General features: G+C 37.2%; 20 protein-coding genes. 11 read left to right on the top strand and 9 right to left on the bottom strand.

What is annotated here, in order from left to right:
• Positions 1-5: 5 nt before the first annotated feature.
• Positions 6-164, top strand: coding sequence for a hypothetical protein (locus BMS_RS11680; protein WP_157765774.1), 159 nt, complete (start codon positions 6-8; stop codon positions 162-164).
• On the opposite strand, the gene BMS_RS11675 is transcribed toward BMS_RS11680, so the two are convergent.
• Together BMS_RS11675 and BMS_RS17650 are read right to left on the bottom strand one after the other, a co-directional pair.
• Positions 150-980: an RluA family pseudouridine synthase gene (locus tag BMS_RS11675; protein ID WP_014245029.1), complete on the bottom strand. Its 831-nt coding sequence runs from the start codon at positions 978-980 to the stop codon at positions 150-152. The two genes, BMS_RS11680 and BMS_RS11675, sit on opposite strands and share 15 nt — an antisense overlap.
• Positions 980-1,288: a hypothetical protein gene (locus BMS_RS17650; protein WP_157868281.1), complete on the bottom strand. Its 309-nt coding sequence runs from the start codon at positions 1,286-1,288 to the stop codon at positions 980-982. Before BMS_RS17650 ends, BMS_RS11675 begins: the two co-directional genes overlap by 1 nt.
• Between BMS_RS17650 and BMS_RS11665 the strand changes: the two genes are divergently transcribed.
• The 3 genes from BMS_RS11665 (at position 1,272) to lgt (ending at position 3,543) form a co-directional block, all read left to right on the top strand.
• Complete coding sequence (locus tag BMS_RS11665) at positions 1,272-2,234, top strand: radical SAM protein (protein ID WP_014245027.1); 963 nt, start codon at positions 1,272-1,274, stop codon at positions 2,232-2,234. The genes BMS_RS17650 and BMS_RS11665 overlap by 17 nt on opposite strands.
• A 66-nt stretch (positions 2,235-2,300) precedes the next feature.
• The gene (locus tag BMS_RS11660) at positions 2,301-2,708 is read left to right on the top strand and encodes a DUF2489 domain-containing protein (RefSeq protein ID WP_157765772.1); all 408 of its coding nucleotides are present in this window, start codon (positions 2,301-2,303) and stop codon (positions 2,706-2,708) included.
• Positions 2,709-2,739: 31 nt separating this feature from the next.
• Positions 2,740-3,543, top strand: a complete 804-nt coding sequence (gene lgt / locus BMS_RS11655; RefSeq protein ID WP_014245025.1) for a prolipoprotein diacylglyceryl transferase — start codon at positions 2,740-2,742, stop codon at positions 3,541-3,543.
• On the opposite strand, the gene BMS_RS11650 is transcribed toward lgt, so the two are convergent.
• Positions 3,524-5,239, bottom strand: a complete 1,716-nt coding sequence (locus BMS_RS11650; protein ID WP_014245024.1) for a hypothetical protein — start codon at positions 5,237-5,239, stop codon at positions 3,524-3,526. The genes lgt and BMS_RS11650 overlap by 20 nt on opposite strands.
• A gap of 124 nt (positions 5,240-5,363) precedes the next feature.
• Between BMS_RS11650 and BMS_RS17065 the strand changes: the two genes are divergently transcribed.
• Positions 5,364-6,371: an AI-2E family transporter gene (locus tag BMS_RS17065; protein WP_014245023.1), complete on the top strand. Its 1,008-nt coding sequence runs from the start codon at positions 5,364-5,366 to the stop codon at positions 6,369-6,371.
• Here BMS_RS17065 and BMS_RS11640 read toward each other — a convergent pair.
• The 3 genes from BMS_RS11640 to BMS_RS11630 form a co-directional block, all read right to left on the bottom strand.
• Positions 6,368-6,826 carry a hypothetical protein gene (locus tag BMS_RS11640; protein WP_044557559.1) on the bottom strand — a complete coding sequence of 153 codons (459 nt, stop codon included), beginning with the start codon at positions 6,824-6,826 and terminating at the stop codon, positions 6,368-6,370. The genes BMS_RS17065 and BMS_RS11640 overlap by 4 nt on opposite strands.
• Before the next feature lie 294 nt (positions 6,827-7,120).
• Positions 7,121-7,321: a hypothetical protein gene (locus BMS_RS11635; protein ID WP_014245021.1), complete on the bottom strand. Its 201-nt coding sequence runs from the start codon at positions 7,319-7,321 to the stop codon at positions 7,121-7,123.
• 6 nt (positions 7,322-7,327) lie between these two features.
• Positions 7,328-7,675, bottom strand: a complete 348-nt coding sequence (locus tag BMS_RS11630) for a response regulator (RefSeq protein ID WP_014245020.1) — start codon at positions 7,673-7,675, stop codon at positions 7,328-7,330.
• Positions 7,676-7,807: 132 nt separating this feature from the next.
• Between BMS_RS11630 and serS the strand changes: the two genes are divergently transcribed.
• From serS to BMS_RS17645, 3 genes are all read left to right on the top strand, one after another.
• The gene (serS, locus tag BMS_RS11625) at positions 7,808-9,076 is read left to right on the top strand and encodes a serine--tRNA ligase (RefSeq protein WP_014245019.1); all 1,269 of its coding nucleotides are present in this window, start codon (positions 7,808-7,810) and stop codon (positions 9,074-9,076) included.
• 81 nt (positions 9,077-9,157) lie between these two features.
• Entirely contained in the window at positions 9,158-9,799 is a 642-nt protein-coding gene (locus BMS_RS17060) for a response regulator (RefSeq protein ID WP_052590672.1), read from the top strand.
• Positions 9,800-9,914: 115 nt separating this feature from the next.
• Positions 9,915-10,076 carry a hypothetical protein gene (locus BMS_RS17645; protein ID WP_157765770.1) on the top strand — a complete coding sequence of 54 codons (162 nt, stop codon included), beginning with the start codon at positions 9,915-9,917 and terminating at the stop codon, positions 10,074-10,076.
• On the opposite strand, the gene BMS_RS17995 is transcribed toward BMS_RS17645, so the two are convergent.
• From BMS_RS17995 to BMS_RS11610, 3 genes are all read right to left on the bottom strand, one after another.
• Positions 10,040-10,504, bottom strand: a complete 465-nt coding sequence (locus BMS_RS17995) for a M23 family metallopeptidase (RefSeq protein ID WP_407635800.1) — start codon at positions 10,502-10,504, stop codon at positions 10,040-10,042. The genes BMS_RS17645 and BMS_RS17995 overlap by 37 nt on opposite strands.
• Positions 10,505-10,578: 74 nt before the next feature.
• Complete coding sequence (locus BMS_RS11615) at positions 10,579-11,097, bottom strand: GNAT family N-acetyltransferase (RefSeq protein WP_014245016.1); 519 nt, start codon at positions 11,095-11,097, stop codon at positions 10,579-10,581.
• Positions 11,098-11,122: 25 nt separating this feature from the next.
• A complete protein-coding gene (locus BMS_RS11610; protein WP_014245015.1) occupies positions 11,123-11,740 on the bottom strand; it encodes a zinc-dependent peptidase in 618 nt (205 codons plus the stop codon).
• A 169-nt stretch (positions 11,741-11,909) separates the two neighbouring features.
• On the opposite strand from BMS_RS11610, the gene BMS_RS11605 reads away from it, so the two are divergent.
• From BMS_RS11605 to BMS_RS17640, 3 genes are read left to right on the top strand one after another with little or no spacing between them, the layout of a single operon-like run.
• The gene (locus BMS_RS11605) at positions 11,910-13,016 is read left to right on the top strand and encodes a ParA family protein (RefSeq protein WP_044557558.1); all 1,107 of its coding nucleotides are present in this window, start codon (positions 11,910-11,912) and stop codon (positions 13,014-13,016) included.
• Positions 13,007-13,372 (top strand): hypothetical protein, encoded by a 366-nt coding sequence (locus BMS_RS11600; RefSeq protein ID WP_014245013.1) that lies wholly within the window; start codon positions 13,007-13,009, stop codon positions 13,370-13,372. The genes BMS_RS11605 and BMS_RS11600 overlap by 10 nt, the downstream gene beginning before the upstream one ends.
• A gap of 15 nt (positions 13,373-13,387) precedes the next feature.
• Positions 13,388-13,552 (top strand): hypothetical protein, encoded by a 165-nt coding sequence (locus tag BMS_RS17640; RefSeq protein ID WP_014245012.1) that lies wholly within the window; start codon positions 13,388-13,390, stop codon positions 13,550-13,552.
• Positions 13,553-13,556 lie beyond the last annotated feature (4 nt).

Raw genomic sequence — 13,556 nt, 5'->3', positions numbered from 1 at the left:
TTAAGTTGGCACATATCGCAAAAATTGGAAAAGTATTTCTCGTTGGACAAGGGATTCTCTATCCTGTTCAAAAAGGAATTTTAAAAGTAGACCCTTCAACTGCGGTTGCTAAGCGCAGAAAGATTCAAGTTGCGAAACTTGGAAAGAAATCAAAAAAGTCTTAATTCTTCAGGCAATGTAAAGAGGTGGTCCTTTTTTGTAATTGGATCTTTGAGCTCCAACTTATGGGCCACCAGTTTTAATCCATCATCATTCTTATTATGACGACCATATTTTGGATCCCCAATAACAGGGTGCTTGATCTTTTCAAAATGTTTTCTAATCTGATGAAAGCGGCCAGTGATAATTTCAATTTCAAGTAGTGTACTTTGTTCAAATTCCTCGTGAACTTGATAAAGAGTTTTGGCACTCTTGCCATCGAGATCAAAAGCTATTTCCCCTTGCTCTTGTCTAAGAGTACCTAAAACCTCTGCTTGGTAGAATTTTCTAATCAATCTATTCTTCATGGCATTGGTAAAAATTCTCGCCACTTTATCGGTATATGCAATAATCATAAGCCCCGAAGTTTCTCTATCTAGTCGCTGAATGAGGTATGCATTAGGAACATTCTTTTCTACATGCCTTAGGATAGAAGCTTGATCGCCAAATTTTGTACCTTGAGAAAGCACTCCTGCTGGCTTATACCAAACACCCCATCCCTTAGTTTTATAAATCTCTTGCACTAGAGACATATCTACTTCTGGCAGGTTTGGGTCGTAATGGCATTCAATATGATCTTCAGAGGTTAAATTAGTTTTAACTCGTCTAATTCTATTGAGAGGACCAACACCTTTTTTCTTAATCCAAATTCCACCATTTGCTGCGTGTTTCTTTATTTGAGATTTTGAGAGAGAAGTCACTTCGTCTAAGAAGTCTAAAAGAGTAATACTCTCTTTTCCTTTGGGCTTTCCCTTAAAAATAAACTTCTTAACTTCTTCCATTATAATCCTTGTGAGATTGTCCACGGACAGCCGGGGCAACCTGATTGGCAACATGCTTCTTCTTTCCACTCATTATTTTCCTCTCTATCTTCCTTTACGTGATAGAAAGACTTTCCCTCGTGGTCACGTATAAATGTGTAATCAAGAGGCGCTTCCCATGGAGGTGAAATAGTTCCAAGGAGTAGCGAGAGCTTATAGCTGTGGGCCTGTTCTTTGTCTTTAAAAATAACGATATGATTTTCATTACTTATTGAAGTAATCCAATATTCTTTTTCATCTGTAATAAAATTCATGTTTATGGTATTCATCAAGTCTTCATATCATATTATTAAAAGAGATAAAACTATGTATGACTTTCCTATAGAGTATGATGAGCCAGTCTTTCGCCCCCCATCTGAGGGGAGGAGCTTCTTATTGCAGGTGACAATAGGTTGCTCTCATAATTTATGTACTTATTGCAATATGTATCGTTCAAAGAAGTACCGCGAGAGAGAGCTTTTAGAAATTGAGCAAGAATTAAAGAAGACTCATGAGTATTTTCAAAGGCTTAACTATAGTCCTCGTAGAGTCTTTCTCTGTGATGGAGATGCTCTAGGAGCCTCGATGGATATCTTAAGAGGGAGTCTTAGGGCCATTAAAGAGCTATTTCCAAGTGTTGAGAGAGTAGGCGTCTATGCTACAGCTCAGAATATGCTGGATAAAAGTCAGGAAGAATTGGAAGAGTTAAAGGAACTTGGACTAAGTATTGCTTATTTAGGCCTTGAAAGTGGTAATGATAAAGTTCTTCACAGAATAGTGAAGGGGAATACTGCTCAAGATATGATCGATGGTTGTGAGAAATTACACCTGGCGGGCTGGGACATTTCAATAATAGGAATGCTTGGAATTGGTGGTAGAGAATTTAGTAATGAACATATAGCAGATACAGCGGAAATCATTAGTAAGATATCTCCAAAATATTTTTCATTGTTAACAACGGTTGCGGTGAGGGGAACTCCTCTTAAGAGAATGGTTGAGCGCGGTCAATTTAATATGCTTACTACTAAAGAGCTCACTAGAGAGATGAGAGAGATTATCTCTAACATAGAGCCTAGTCGTGGTGAAATTTTGTTCAGGGCGAATCATGTGTCTAATCAATTTCCTTTGGGTGGAAGCTTAAAACGTGATACATCAATGATATTAGAAACTCTTGATGAGTGGCTTACTCAGATTCCTGATGGAATTTACCCAGAGACGCCGCAGCATATGCTTTAGAGGTTTGTTTTGTTAGATAAGTATTTTTTTGAAATTTTAGTGGCCCTCATTTTCTTGATCTCCCTTTTGAGTACACTGATCTTTTTCTTAGCGAAGAGAATTCAAAAGGACACAGATATTGCGAATGAGAGTATTAGAAAGACTCGTGAAAAAGAGAAGTTTATTCTCGAGAGCTTAGATATAATCGCGAAGGCCATTTCTCAGGAGCAATGTGAGATCTCCGAAGGCTGTATCAGGATACGCATGCTAATTGGTCGCTCAAAGATGTTAGACTCTAAGAAGAGTGATTACCAAGTTTTCTTTAAAATGTATGAAGAGCTAAAAGATTTCAAAACTCATGAAAAGAGAAATGAGTTGGCCAAACAAGATAGGATGCAAGAAGACATGAAACGTTTTCAAATTGAAAATCAATACCATGAACAATTTCTTATGGCCGTTACGAAATTACATGAGGATGTTAAAGAACTTCTATAGTAAATAATCATTCTTATGATATGCTTTAGAGATGGATTACTACGTTCATAATTTATCACCTATGGCCATTGAGATTGGCTGGTTTATACTACCTTGGTATTGGTTATCCTATATCCTCGGCTTTTTTGCTGTCTATTTTGGGATGATGCTCTTTTCAAAGAATAAGAAAGTACACATCTCTAAAACTTTAATTCATCACTATCTCTCATTGGGGTTTCTCTGGCTTATTCTAGGTGGGCGATTAGGTTATATCTTCATTTATAATTTTAGTTACTACCTTAAGGAACCTTCAAAAGTCTTCGCTCTCTGGGAAGGGGGGATGAGTTTTCACGGAGCTCTGATTGCCGTAGGGTTGTTCTCTATTTACTTTGCAAGAAAATATAGAATCGCCTTCCTTAGTCTAACTGATGGAGTTTCTATTTTTGCTCCAATTGGACTTTTTCTTGGGAGGGGAGCGAATTTCATAAATGGTGAGTTGGCAGGGAGAGTAAGCGACGTTTCTTGGGCCGTTATCTTTCCTAAGTTTTATGATAATTCGCCAAGGCATCCCTCTCAGCTTTATGAAGCATTCTTAGAGGGGTTTATTCTCTTTCTTATTCAATTTTTCTGGAGTTCTAAAAGATTAGAAAGAGAAGGGTTCTCCACTGGGGTCTTTGTTCTTTGCTACGGAATGTTTAGATTTTTCGTAGAGTTTTTTAGAAATCCTGACCCACAAATAGGACTCTACTTTGGTCTCATTACAATGGGGCAGATTCTTTGTTCGTTAATGATTATTCTAGGGCTAGTTTTAATTGTGAAGAGTGATAGAAAATCTATCACTCCAGTAGAAAAATAGCATCTTTAGAAAAATCGCTATAAAAGTCTTCGTAAGTTGCTCTTTGAGCACTTATCTTTTGAACTTCAACTTTATAGAGTTCTCTATATTGATCAGGTATTGATTCGAAATCGTAGATATCAATATCTCCACCTTTGAGTTCACCGTTTTGAGTCGTCCAGGCCGCAAATACACCAGGGAACCTCTGCATGAGATAATCGATCATACACCCTGGGAAGAGCTCTAAAGTCATTCTTGCACATGAGTGTAGTTCATCTTCATTTATTACAATTGAGTCATACATTGTCTTAATGGACTCGGCGAGGTCTTCTCTTGTCTTTTTCTTTCTATCTTCTAAGATTTTAAATGTAACTCTCAATCTCTTTATATGTTCCAGCTCTTCCATATATTCAGCTTTTTGTGACTCTGGAATATTCTCATAATCAAAAGGATTAAAGTCTCCACTTAAAATGGCCGCTTGAAAGAGGACTGGATATCTATTTTCAATATAATCTTGAATACAATTTAAAAATTCTTTTTCAGAAGGAAGTTTTACACAAGCATACTTCTTATTCTCTCCCCACATGAAATAATCTTTTAGCCCTAGCCAAATAGAGGTACCCGATCCTGTCATGAATGCACCGAGCGCAGTTCCTTGAAAGACTCTTGCATAACCATTGGTAAAGAACTTTAAGCGATCCTTATCTTGGTCTGTTAAGAGTTCGTTCATTACTTTCTTTCCGTCCTGTACTTTTTTGAAAGAGCGGATAGTTTTTGGAAGTGCTGCAATTTCTTTTCTAATTGAGCGATTGGCAATTTTATTAATTCCATAATTTGCTGGACGAAAGTCAAGATCATCTATAGCCGTTTGAATTTGTTCTAGCTTTATTTTTAAAGCAGTTAAAGATGAATCAGTGATTCCTTCAGTATTGTTAATAAAGTACTCTAGCTCACGGTGAGTGATAATAAGCTTATCTTGCAGCATTGCTTGTTGAATGATTCTCTGTTTAATAAGGCCCTCATCAAACCACCAATCAAAGACACCACCGTCTAGTTCAGTTATTCTCTTGTCGAGTTGCTTGATATAGTACTGCAGGTTCTTATCGTCACGGTAGAAGACCATTTTCTCTTCAACTTCTTTTCCACCCTTAACAAAAGTTAGATCAACTTCTGCGCGATTACCTTCAAAGTGATACTTCTTTAATATATCTCTATTATAAGCAAGAGAGATCCTCTCATTGATTAGATCATCTAATTCCTTTTCATAATGAGTAAATTTATGAAACCAAGTATCAATAGTCTTTAAAACATCTTCTTCATCTTTTGAAATTTCATGTTGGTCAACTGTCTTTCTTAGAATCTTCGCGTAGGCCGCTGCACTGGCGACTGTTTCTTCGTCGTCGAACATATAGAATGAAACATACTTATTATCGTTCCAATTTTTAAAAGTATGTGTCCACGAATCTTTAAATTTATTCCACCAACTTCTCTTAGGAAGTCTAATTTGCATTTTATTTGTAGACCTTTTTATAAGATCTTTATTTTCAATTTCTTGAAGTAATTTTTCATTATAGTCATTAGTAATAAACTTTCGAACTATATTGGCGCAGTTTGGATCATCTTCCGCGCTCGCTGGCATTCTAGAGGAGTTATACCTCGAAGTACTTGAGCAAGAGGCGAGAGTTACGAATAAAAATAGATAGCAAAACTTCTTCATAGTTTAGCTTTTCGGGTACTTGAGTGATTAGCTTTAGTACTATTTTTAACCTATTGAAATCTCAACAATATTGCGTGTTTAAGTTAATGTCGCTATCATTTAATAACTAATTTGGAGGTCTTCTTTGAAAGATACATACGATCGTATTAATAACGTTTGCTTAGTGATTCTAACCTTTATCGCTTTTACTGGCGCTCTTATTTATACCAAGTCTATATTAATACCATTTGTGATTTCTCTATTTATATTCTCAGTATCTGGTCCTTCAATAGATTGGTTTGAAACAAAGCTCAAGGCCCCGAGGTTCTTAGCTGTGGCCCTGACTATGGGGATTTTCATACTAAGCTCGTTTGTTGTAAGTCTCTTCATTGTTAAAAGTCTTAACGCTTTTATTGATGGAATAGGGGACTACCATATCCGCTTTACTCTTGCTGTTGATTCAGTAGTGGCCTTTCTAAATTCTTATAGTATTGAGATAAATCCTGAGATGATTAAAGACACAGTAAGAAACTTACCAGTGCTCTCTCTTGTAAAGAAGTTCTCTGGGGGGCTAGTAAACTTTGTTTCCAATTCAGTCTTGATTATTATTATGGTCTTATTCTTAATTGCTGGTGAGGGCGTTACAAAAATAAAGAATGATATGGTTAAGCAAGTACATTATAAAATCTCTAAGTATGTAGCGACTAAATTCTTTATGTCTTTTATTACAGCAGTTATTGTTGGGATTTTACTTTTCTCTTTAAAAGTAGATCTTGCTTTTATGTTTGTTATTTTAACTTTCCTCTTAAACTTCATTCCAAGTATCGGATCAATTATTGCCGTTTTAATTCCACTTCCTGTGCTCTTCTTACAATTTGGGGCCGGATGGGAGCTGGTTACAGTAATGAGTATTTCTAGCGCTATTCAATTTTGTATTGGAAATGTCATTGAACCAAAGATTATGGGAGAGAATTTAGGATTACATCCTATTGTGATACTTTTATTCTTATTATTCTGGGGACTCGTTTGGGGGATTCCTGGAATGTTCCTTGCTGTCCCTATGACGGCCGTGATGAAGATCGTTCTCTCTAGAATTGAGACTACGAAGACATTGGCAGAGCTGCTGGGTGGGAAACTTCCAAATAATATTTAAATTAAATCTACGTTGCGAGCAATCCTGTGTTCATTTTCAAATTGTGGACACTGGCGCTCGTAATCTTCGAACTCTTTAAAACTATCAGTTGCTGTTTGAATACAGTTATATGTTGTTCTTAGGCTTTTTATCTTTGAGCATCTCTTTAAGATTTTTTCTTCTATGCAACTAAACCTCTGGAGCTTAGAGTCCTCAGTGGCCAAGTGATGTGTTGAGCTTGGAAGTCTATGCTTTAGGCGAAGACTTAAGTGCTTTCTAATTTTTGTATCTAAAGAGATGGTATAAATTGTATGAATAGCATGGTCAGAGAAATTTTTTAGAATACATTGATCTTCTTTCTCATAGGCAACTCTCTTATCTTTAAAACTCCAGTTAAAGTAGTCATGCCTTTTTTCAATATTCTCACTCTTTTGCAGCTTTCCTTTACACTGACAGAATTGTTCTATTTCAACCAAGAATTCATAATACATGGATGAAGTGAGATCAGTGGTTAGGTTGGGGTAGTGGGTTTTGGTAAAGGGGTGCATGAGAATTTTTTGAATACATTGAAATTGTAAGGACTGTTCTTCTTGATGCTCAGTGATGTCCTTAGAGTGGGCACTCTGAATGAGAAAAAAGAAAGTCAGAAATAGGCTAAAGCAGCGATTAATAGGCGCCTCCTTCTTGCTTACTAACTATATCCTACCATGAACACTGGCTTCTAGCGGGCAAAAAAGTGGAATCTTCCTATTAACGGGGCTTTAGAGGGATTATTTCTTCTTGTTGATGGCCTCTTCATACTTCTTTATTTCCTCTGCAGAGAGGGAAGAGCGCTCCATCTTCTTGATACTCTTCATAGAGCTCATCATTTCTTCACATTTATGAATTGTTCCATCGCCTTCGATAGGAGTGAATTTTCTCCCTTCTTTTAACCATGAAATATCTTTGCTACAAAATTTACACTTTGCCATAACTTCCTACTTCGCTAAATCTACAATTTTCTTAATATCTTCTACTGAAAATGGCTTTTCAAGGATCATATCTGCTTTTTGTAATGCTGGATCGTGACTCATCATGTCGCTTATTGCGGAAAGAAAGACGATTTTAGCATCAGTATGGGGCTTTATTTGCTCAAAGAGCTCAACACCATTAACTTTGGGCATTTTAATATCTAGGAGAATAATGTCAAAGCTTTCTGTAAATAAAGCAGAGGCGGCTTCGCTGGAGTCGTTGATGACAGTGACTTGATGACCTAGAAACTCAAACTCTTCCCGAAGGCAGTCGGCTAAAACTTGTTCGTCGTCTACAATTAAAATTCTTTTCATACGCTAATTATTGCACGAGTCTTAGATTTTGCAACATATTTGACTGTGTGCGTGCTGTGTCAGTCTTTGATTATTAGAGACTTTTATAATAAATTGGTCAATATAATTTTTTATACAATTGAGGAACCTTAAATGTTAGATATCAAGTTCATTAGAGAAAATCTAGACACCGTAAAGAATGCAGCCAAAGTTAAGAATATTGATTTCAATTTTGATCTACTCCTAGACCTAGATAGAGATATCACAGAATTAAAAGGAAAGGTTCAAGAGCTTCAGGAAAAGAGAAATAGTCACTCTAAGAAAATTCCTAAGGCCAGTGCTGAAGAGAGACCAGCTCTCATTGAAGAGGGGAGGGCCATCGGAACTGAGCTCGACGCTATTAAGCCATCTCTAACAGAGAAGGAATTAGAACTTAGAAATTTACTTTTACAAGCGCCAATGATTCCATCTCCAGATGCTCCTATTGGAAATGATGAAAATGATAATGTTGAAGTTAAGAAGCACGGAGAACTTCCTCAATTTAACTTCAAGCCACTTGATCATGTGGAAATTCTAGAAAAACAAAACTGGGCAGAGTTTGAGAAAATTGCTGCTGTAAGTGGGTCTAGAAGTTATTCACTAAGAAACGATATGGTTCTACTTGAGATGGCCATGCATAGATATGCATTAGAGAAGCTTCAGAGTAAGGGCTTTACACTTGTGTCTACGCCATCACTTGCGCGTGAAGAGGCCCTCGTTGGAACAGGTCACTTTCCGACAGGAAGAGATCAAGTTTACTACTTACCAGAGGATGACCTCTACCTTTCTGGTACAGCAGAAGTGCAACTTAACTCACTTCATTCAAAAGATATCTTAAGTGAAGATAAACTGCCAATTCTCTACGCTGGTTATTCACCGTGCTTTAGAAGAGAGGCGGGAAGCTATGGTAGAGATGTTAGAGGTCTTATTAGAGTTCACCAATTTATGAAAGTTGAACAATATGTCATCTGTAAGAACTCACCTGAAGAGTCTAATAAGTGGCATAAAATTCTTTTAGAAACATCTGAAGAGATCGTTCAAGACTTTGAACTACCTTACCGTATCGTTGAGTGTTGTACTGGAGATATGGGAACAGGGAAAGTTCGTATGTACGATATTGAATGCTGGGTTCCTTCGGAACAAAAATATAGAGAAACACATAGTTGTTCTCAGCTCCATGACTGGCAATCTCGTCGAACGAATACTCGATATAGAGATAATGATGGCAAGGTTCAATTTGTTCACACATTAAATAATACTGCTGTGGCCACACCGAGAACTTTAGTTCCATTCTTAGAGTGTCATCAACAAGAAGATGGAAGAGTAAGAATACCTGAGAAACTTAGACCGTATTTAGGCGGAGCAGAGTTCTTAGGAAAGTAGTGAATAGGGGGAATACTTCCCCCTTTCTTAATATTTCTTAATTTGAGATAATTCTCTCCAAGACTGAACTTGGAGAATGTCTTGAATATCTTAATCGTAGACGATGATCAGATCACATCTAAATTAATTGAAAAAAGGCTTAAGAAGAGAGGCTTTTCAACTACTACTGTTCATTGTGGAGGGGATTGTCTTAACCTTCTTCGCGAGAAAAATCATGGATTCGATCTCATATTACTAGATATATTGATGCCAGATATTACGGGCCTAGAAGTTATGAAAGAGCTTAGGGAGACTTCTTCTCAAGTTGAACTTCCAATAATTATGACTACATCAATGAAAGAGACCGAAGATATTGTTAAGGCCTTAAAACTTGGGGCGAATGACTACGTTTATAAGCCAGTTAATATGGATATTTTAGAAGCGAGAATGAAAACTCATCTCTCTATTAAAGAGCTCAATGAACAAAGTGTTAGGCAGAGCGAGCTAGAGACTGCGAACGCTATGATTGTTACTTACAATCACGAAATAAATAATCCACTAACAGTGGCCATGGGCTATTTACAAAAGTATGAGCTCACAGGAAAGTTAGATGATTATGATAAGATTTATAGCTCTCTAGAAAGAGTTGCAGAGATCGTTAAGAAGATTGAAAAAGTCTCTACTGAATCTTCACTCGATAAAGATGATTATTCTCAAAACTTCAAAATGGTTAAGATCAAATAATATTAATTTCATGTAAGTAAATGTCATACAATTTTAGAAAGGTATTGCTGACAAGTATCTGTAAACGCTTTAGCATATTAATATAGAACAAAATTATTAATGGATGGAGTCGTTAATGAAGTCAATTCTTCATTTTTTGAAGATGCTATGGATGGCGTTTGCAGTAGGGATTGGTATGGGAATCTTTATTCCTGTGACTTTTTCAATTGCGCTGCCTTTTGGAATGCTCAATGTAGTAGTTCATGGGCAAGGCTTATCGTTTTTAACGGCCCTATAACTTTTTCCAAGTTCTAGGCCAAATAGTGACCCATATTGTGTTGCTATGGTCACAGGAAGTGACCTTCTTTTTTCCCCCTCTTTATCGATTTTATAAACTTCAAAGTGAAGATGAGGAGCATCGCTATATCCAGTGTTTCCGGAGAGTCCGATAAGTTGACCTTCTTTGATAACGTCATTCTTTTTTACAAAGACGCCTTGGTACTTTAGGTGAGCGTAGAGTGAATAGGTTTGGTCACTATGCTTGATTCTTATGTAATTTGCTTTCTTTATGAACGATCTATCTTTTCCCCTGACGTTAGAGTCACTCTTTACTTCATAGACAATACCGCTTCTTGCCGCGTGAATGGGGGTTCCAACTCTTAAGTCGAAATCAAGTCCATATTTTAACTCTTTTGTATGGCTATACTTTCCATTCCAAACTTGCAGCAGTCGATAAGAACTTCCTTGAGCGTAGGGGAGTGAGTAGTGGCAAGAGGCCTGGATATTTGCGATGAGAAGGCTTAGTAATATGATAAATCACCAACCATTGTAAGTAGGCTTCCTTCTTGTCTCTTAGTCTCAAAGCCTTCTAGCGAATGAATGAGGTTAATCATCTTTGTATTATTACTCTCGAGTGTTCCATCTAAAAACTTAATGCCATTAGATTTTGCAACTTTTATTAATTCAAGAGTGACCTTCTTGGCAAGGCCCTGTCCTTGGATACGATCAATAAGTGTGATAGCAAATTCTGCTCTCTCTGGGTCTAGCTCTTTATCCCTATGGTAACGGGCTATGCCGACGCCTTCAACTTCACCATTTTCTTTAACTTCTCCAAGTGCAAAAGCAAAGCGGTCAACTCCATCTAGCTCAGTTAAGTTACTAAGCTCTCTCTCATTAAACTCTTTCTTAAAGCCTTGAAAGCGATTGTAGATAGATTCCGATGAGAGTTTCTTCAGCCCCTCAACTAAGTTGTGCTTATCGTCTTTTGTTAGAGGTCTGAGAATATAGTTTTTACCGTCCTTAGACTTGATGCTAATCACAATTTTAATATACCACGTCTATAGGCTAGGATTCACTAAATTTTGAATTAAGAATTCTTTGTCCGGCCTCTAGGCTAATTGGCCAGGTCGACTCCGAGAGCTCTCGATGAATCGTTAGGAGTTGCTCATCGCTTAAATGGCTAAACCTCTTATCTACTTTAAGCCAAAGATAGTAAGTTCCCTTTAGGAGCTCATTGGCAGGAGTCTCAAGATAGAGGGTATAAGTGTCTTCGTCCCAGTAAATTGTAAAAGAAGACCTATTCTTATGTTCTTGGTAGCTGCTCCATGGCAAAACGCTAATGGGATCGATGCTAGAGTAAACGCGGGCTGTTCTTCTCTCTTGGTTAAGAAATGACATTTCAAATGCTAGAGCAAGCCTTAGATCAATCTTAACATCTAGCTCAAGAAGTCCGTGAACCTTTCTCTGTGCCACAATGATTTGCGTTTTCTTTCCAACTTCATTCTTAGACTTGTCATCAAGCTTAGAAAAGATTGGGTAGCGCTCTGTGATTTTCTTACTCCAGCCCTCTGGAAACTCATACTTTAGTAGGTGCGAGTTCGTAATGAGATTGTAAAAGATCTTAGAGATAAGAAAGAGAAAGAAGAGGCAGAGTATTGTGCCAAAAATTACTGATGCATGCATAGTTTTCCTTTAGTTGGAAATTTATCTTAACAAGAGAAATGAACTCTTGGGAGAGTTCTTTTTTGACACAAGAGGTCTTAGCAATTGACTAATTAAGTTTGCACAAACTTTGACACTCTATCCCTTTGTTTTCTATAATTTTAGGATACTCAAAACAGGAAGATTAAGAGTGAATGAGACTTATTACTCTCTAAAGAAAGTAGCCTCTATTTTTGGAGGTCCCGAGCTCAAGGAAGAGATTGTAAAGCTAGAGGAATCTGGCCAAATTCCTGCTCAAGAAAAATATAGATCTGGTGCCCTCTATCGCAAGGGCTTTAAAGAAAGTGACCTTCCTCTCATTGGTGAGAAGATTGGCTTTTTTAAAAAATTCAATAGACCAGTAAGCTTATGTGTATTTACAACTAAAGGTGGGGTTCTAAAGAGTACCCTCGCTCTTAACTTGGCCCGCACCGCCGCCCTTCACGGACTCAAGACTTGCGTTGTTGGCCTTGATATTCAAGGAGATGTAACGACAGCATTAGGCTTTGATGATGGAATAGAGGACTCTGGGGATTTAAATTATATACTAGAGAAGTTAAATAGAACTAAAGGTCTCTCAGATGTTTTTTCAAACTCTGTAAGACTTAATGAAACTATTGTCTCCACTGATAATGAGAATCTCTTCTTAATTCCTGAGACGCCGGAGTTAGTGGCCTTAAATGACTCTTTAAGTAATATAAATAGAAGAGAGTTCTGGTTAAAAGAAAAGGTCGTCGACCCTCTAAAGCAACATTTTGACTTAGTTGTGATGGATTGTTCACCTAATTGGAATAAGCTCACTACAAACGCTTTAGTGGCCTGTGATGCTTTAGTTTCTCCCCTTGAGTGCAAGATCAATAACTTTAGAAACTTTAGAGTCTTTTCAAAATTCTTACAGGAATTTAAAGATGAGATGAGAATGGACTTTGAATCAATCTTTGTTCCAACTCGCTATAGTTTAAATCGTAAATTAAGTCAGGATATTCTCGAATGGTATCGTGAGAATGTTCCAGGTTGTATTGCAGGTGCAGTGAGAGAGAGTGTTTCTGGTGAGGAAGCAACAGCGATGAATAAGTCCTTAATTGAGCATTGTCCTGGGAAGAATGTTGCCAATGAAATGACCGAAGTTTTAAAGGAAGTTCATCAGCGAGTAAGTATTCTTACTGAAAGTGAGAGTCCACAGAGCTATGCCCAATTTAGTGGGAGAGTGAATTCAAATGATAACCATCAAATAGGAACAGAGAATTTATGGCGTTAAGGCTTAATGATGTAACTGCAAAGAATAAGGCCACAAAGGCCAAGTCGATGGAAGTCGAAGAACAAAGAGTGTTAAGACCTTGGGAAGGTTTTGAAAAGCTCGGAACTCAGACAAGAACTATTGCGGCGAGAGAAGCCGTAAAGAATGCTCGAAAGAAAGTACAAGAAAATAATGACTTAGTTGATAAGCTAAGGGACGGTTTTGTTGAGCTTGAAAAAGCGAGGGACTGGGATAGCTACGTTGATGATAAACAACTAAAGCTCGATCAAGAAATTAAAGAACTTTCTTCTGAGATGAAGAAGATAAATACTAAGCCAGGCGTAATCTCTTTTTTCAAAGAGATGTTTAAAAGTTAAATAAATAGGTGAGTCATGGGAAAGAATAAAGTAAGAAAGCCAAAGTCTAAAAATAATAAGAATACTCTCTCTCCAAAAATTACAAAAGCGGATTTAAAAAGAGGAAAGACAAATCTCTATATTCTCTATGCAATGATCATTGCAGCTTGTGGACTTCTTTTCTACGGTCTTGGCTTTTAGTCAT

Source organism: Halobacteriovorax marinus SJ (assembly GCF_000210915.2).
GTDB lineage: Bacteria > Bdellovibrionota > Bacteriovoracia > Bacteriovoracales > Bacteriovoracaceae > Halobacteriovorax > Halobacteriovorax marinus.
Note: the sequence above shows the minus strand (reverse complement) of the source record. Positions and strands in the feature narration are given on the sequence as shown.

Coding starts and splice junctions, on each gene's coding strand:
- BMS_RS11675 (WP_014245029.1), bottom strand. CDS start 980: ATGGAAGAAGTTAAGAAGTTTATTTTTAAGGGAAAGCCCAAAGGAAAA.
- BMS_RS11665 (WP_014245027.1), top strand. CDS start 1,272: ATGTTTATGGTATTCATCAAGTCTTCATATCATATTATTAAAAGAGAT.
- BMS_RS17650 (WP_157868281.1), bottom strand. CDS start 1,288: ATGAATACCATAAACATGAATTTTATTACAGATGAAAAAGAATATTGG.
- lgt (WP_014245025.1), top strand. CDS start 2,740: ATGGATTACTACGTTCATAATTTATCACCTATGGCCATTGAGATTGGC.
- BMS_RS11650 (WP_014245024.1), bottom strand. CDS start 5,239: ATGAAGAAGTTTTGCTATCTATTTTTATTCGTAACTCTCGCCTCTTGC.
- BMS_RS11635 (WP_014245021.1), bottom strand. CDS start 7,321: ATGGCAAAGTGTAAATTTTGTAGCAAAGATATTTCATGGTTAAAAGAA.
- BMS_RS11630 (WP_014245020.1), bottom strand. CDS start 7,675: ATGAAAAGAATTTTAATTGTAGACGACGAACAAGTTTTAGCCGACTGC.
- serS (WP_014245019.1), top strand. CDS start 7,808: ATGTTAGATATCAAGTTCATTAGAGAAAATCTAGACACCGTAAAGAAT.
- BMS_RS17645 (WP_157765770.1), top strand. CDS start 9,915: ATGAAGTCAATTCTTCATTTTTTGAAGATGCTATGGATGGCGTTTGCA.
- BMS_RS11610 (WP_014245015.1), bottom strand. CDS start 11,740: ATGCATGCATCAGTAATTTTTGGCACAATACTCTGCCTCTTCTTTCTC.
- BMS_RS11600 (WP_014245013.1), top strand. CDS start 13,007: ATGGCGTTAAGGCTTAATGATGTAACTGCAAAGAATAAGGCCACAAAG.
- BMS_RS17640 (WP_014245012.1), top strand. CDS start 13,388: ATGGGAAAGAATAAAGTAAGAAAGCCAAAGTCTAAAAATAATAAGAAT.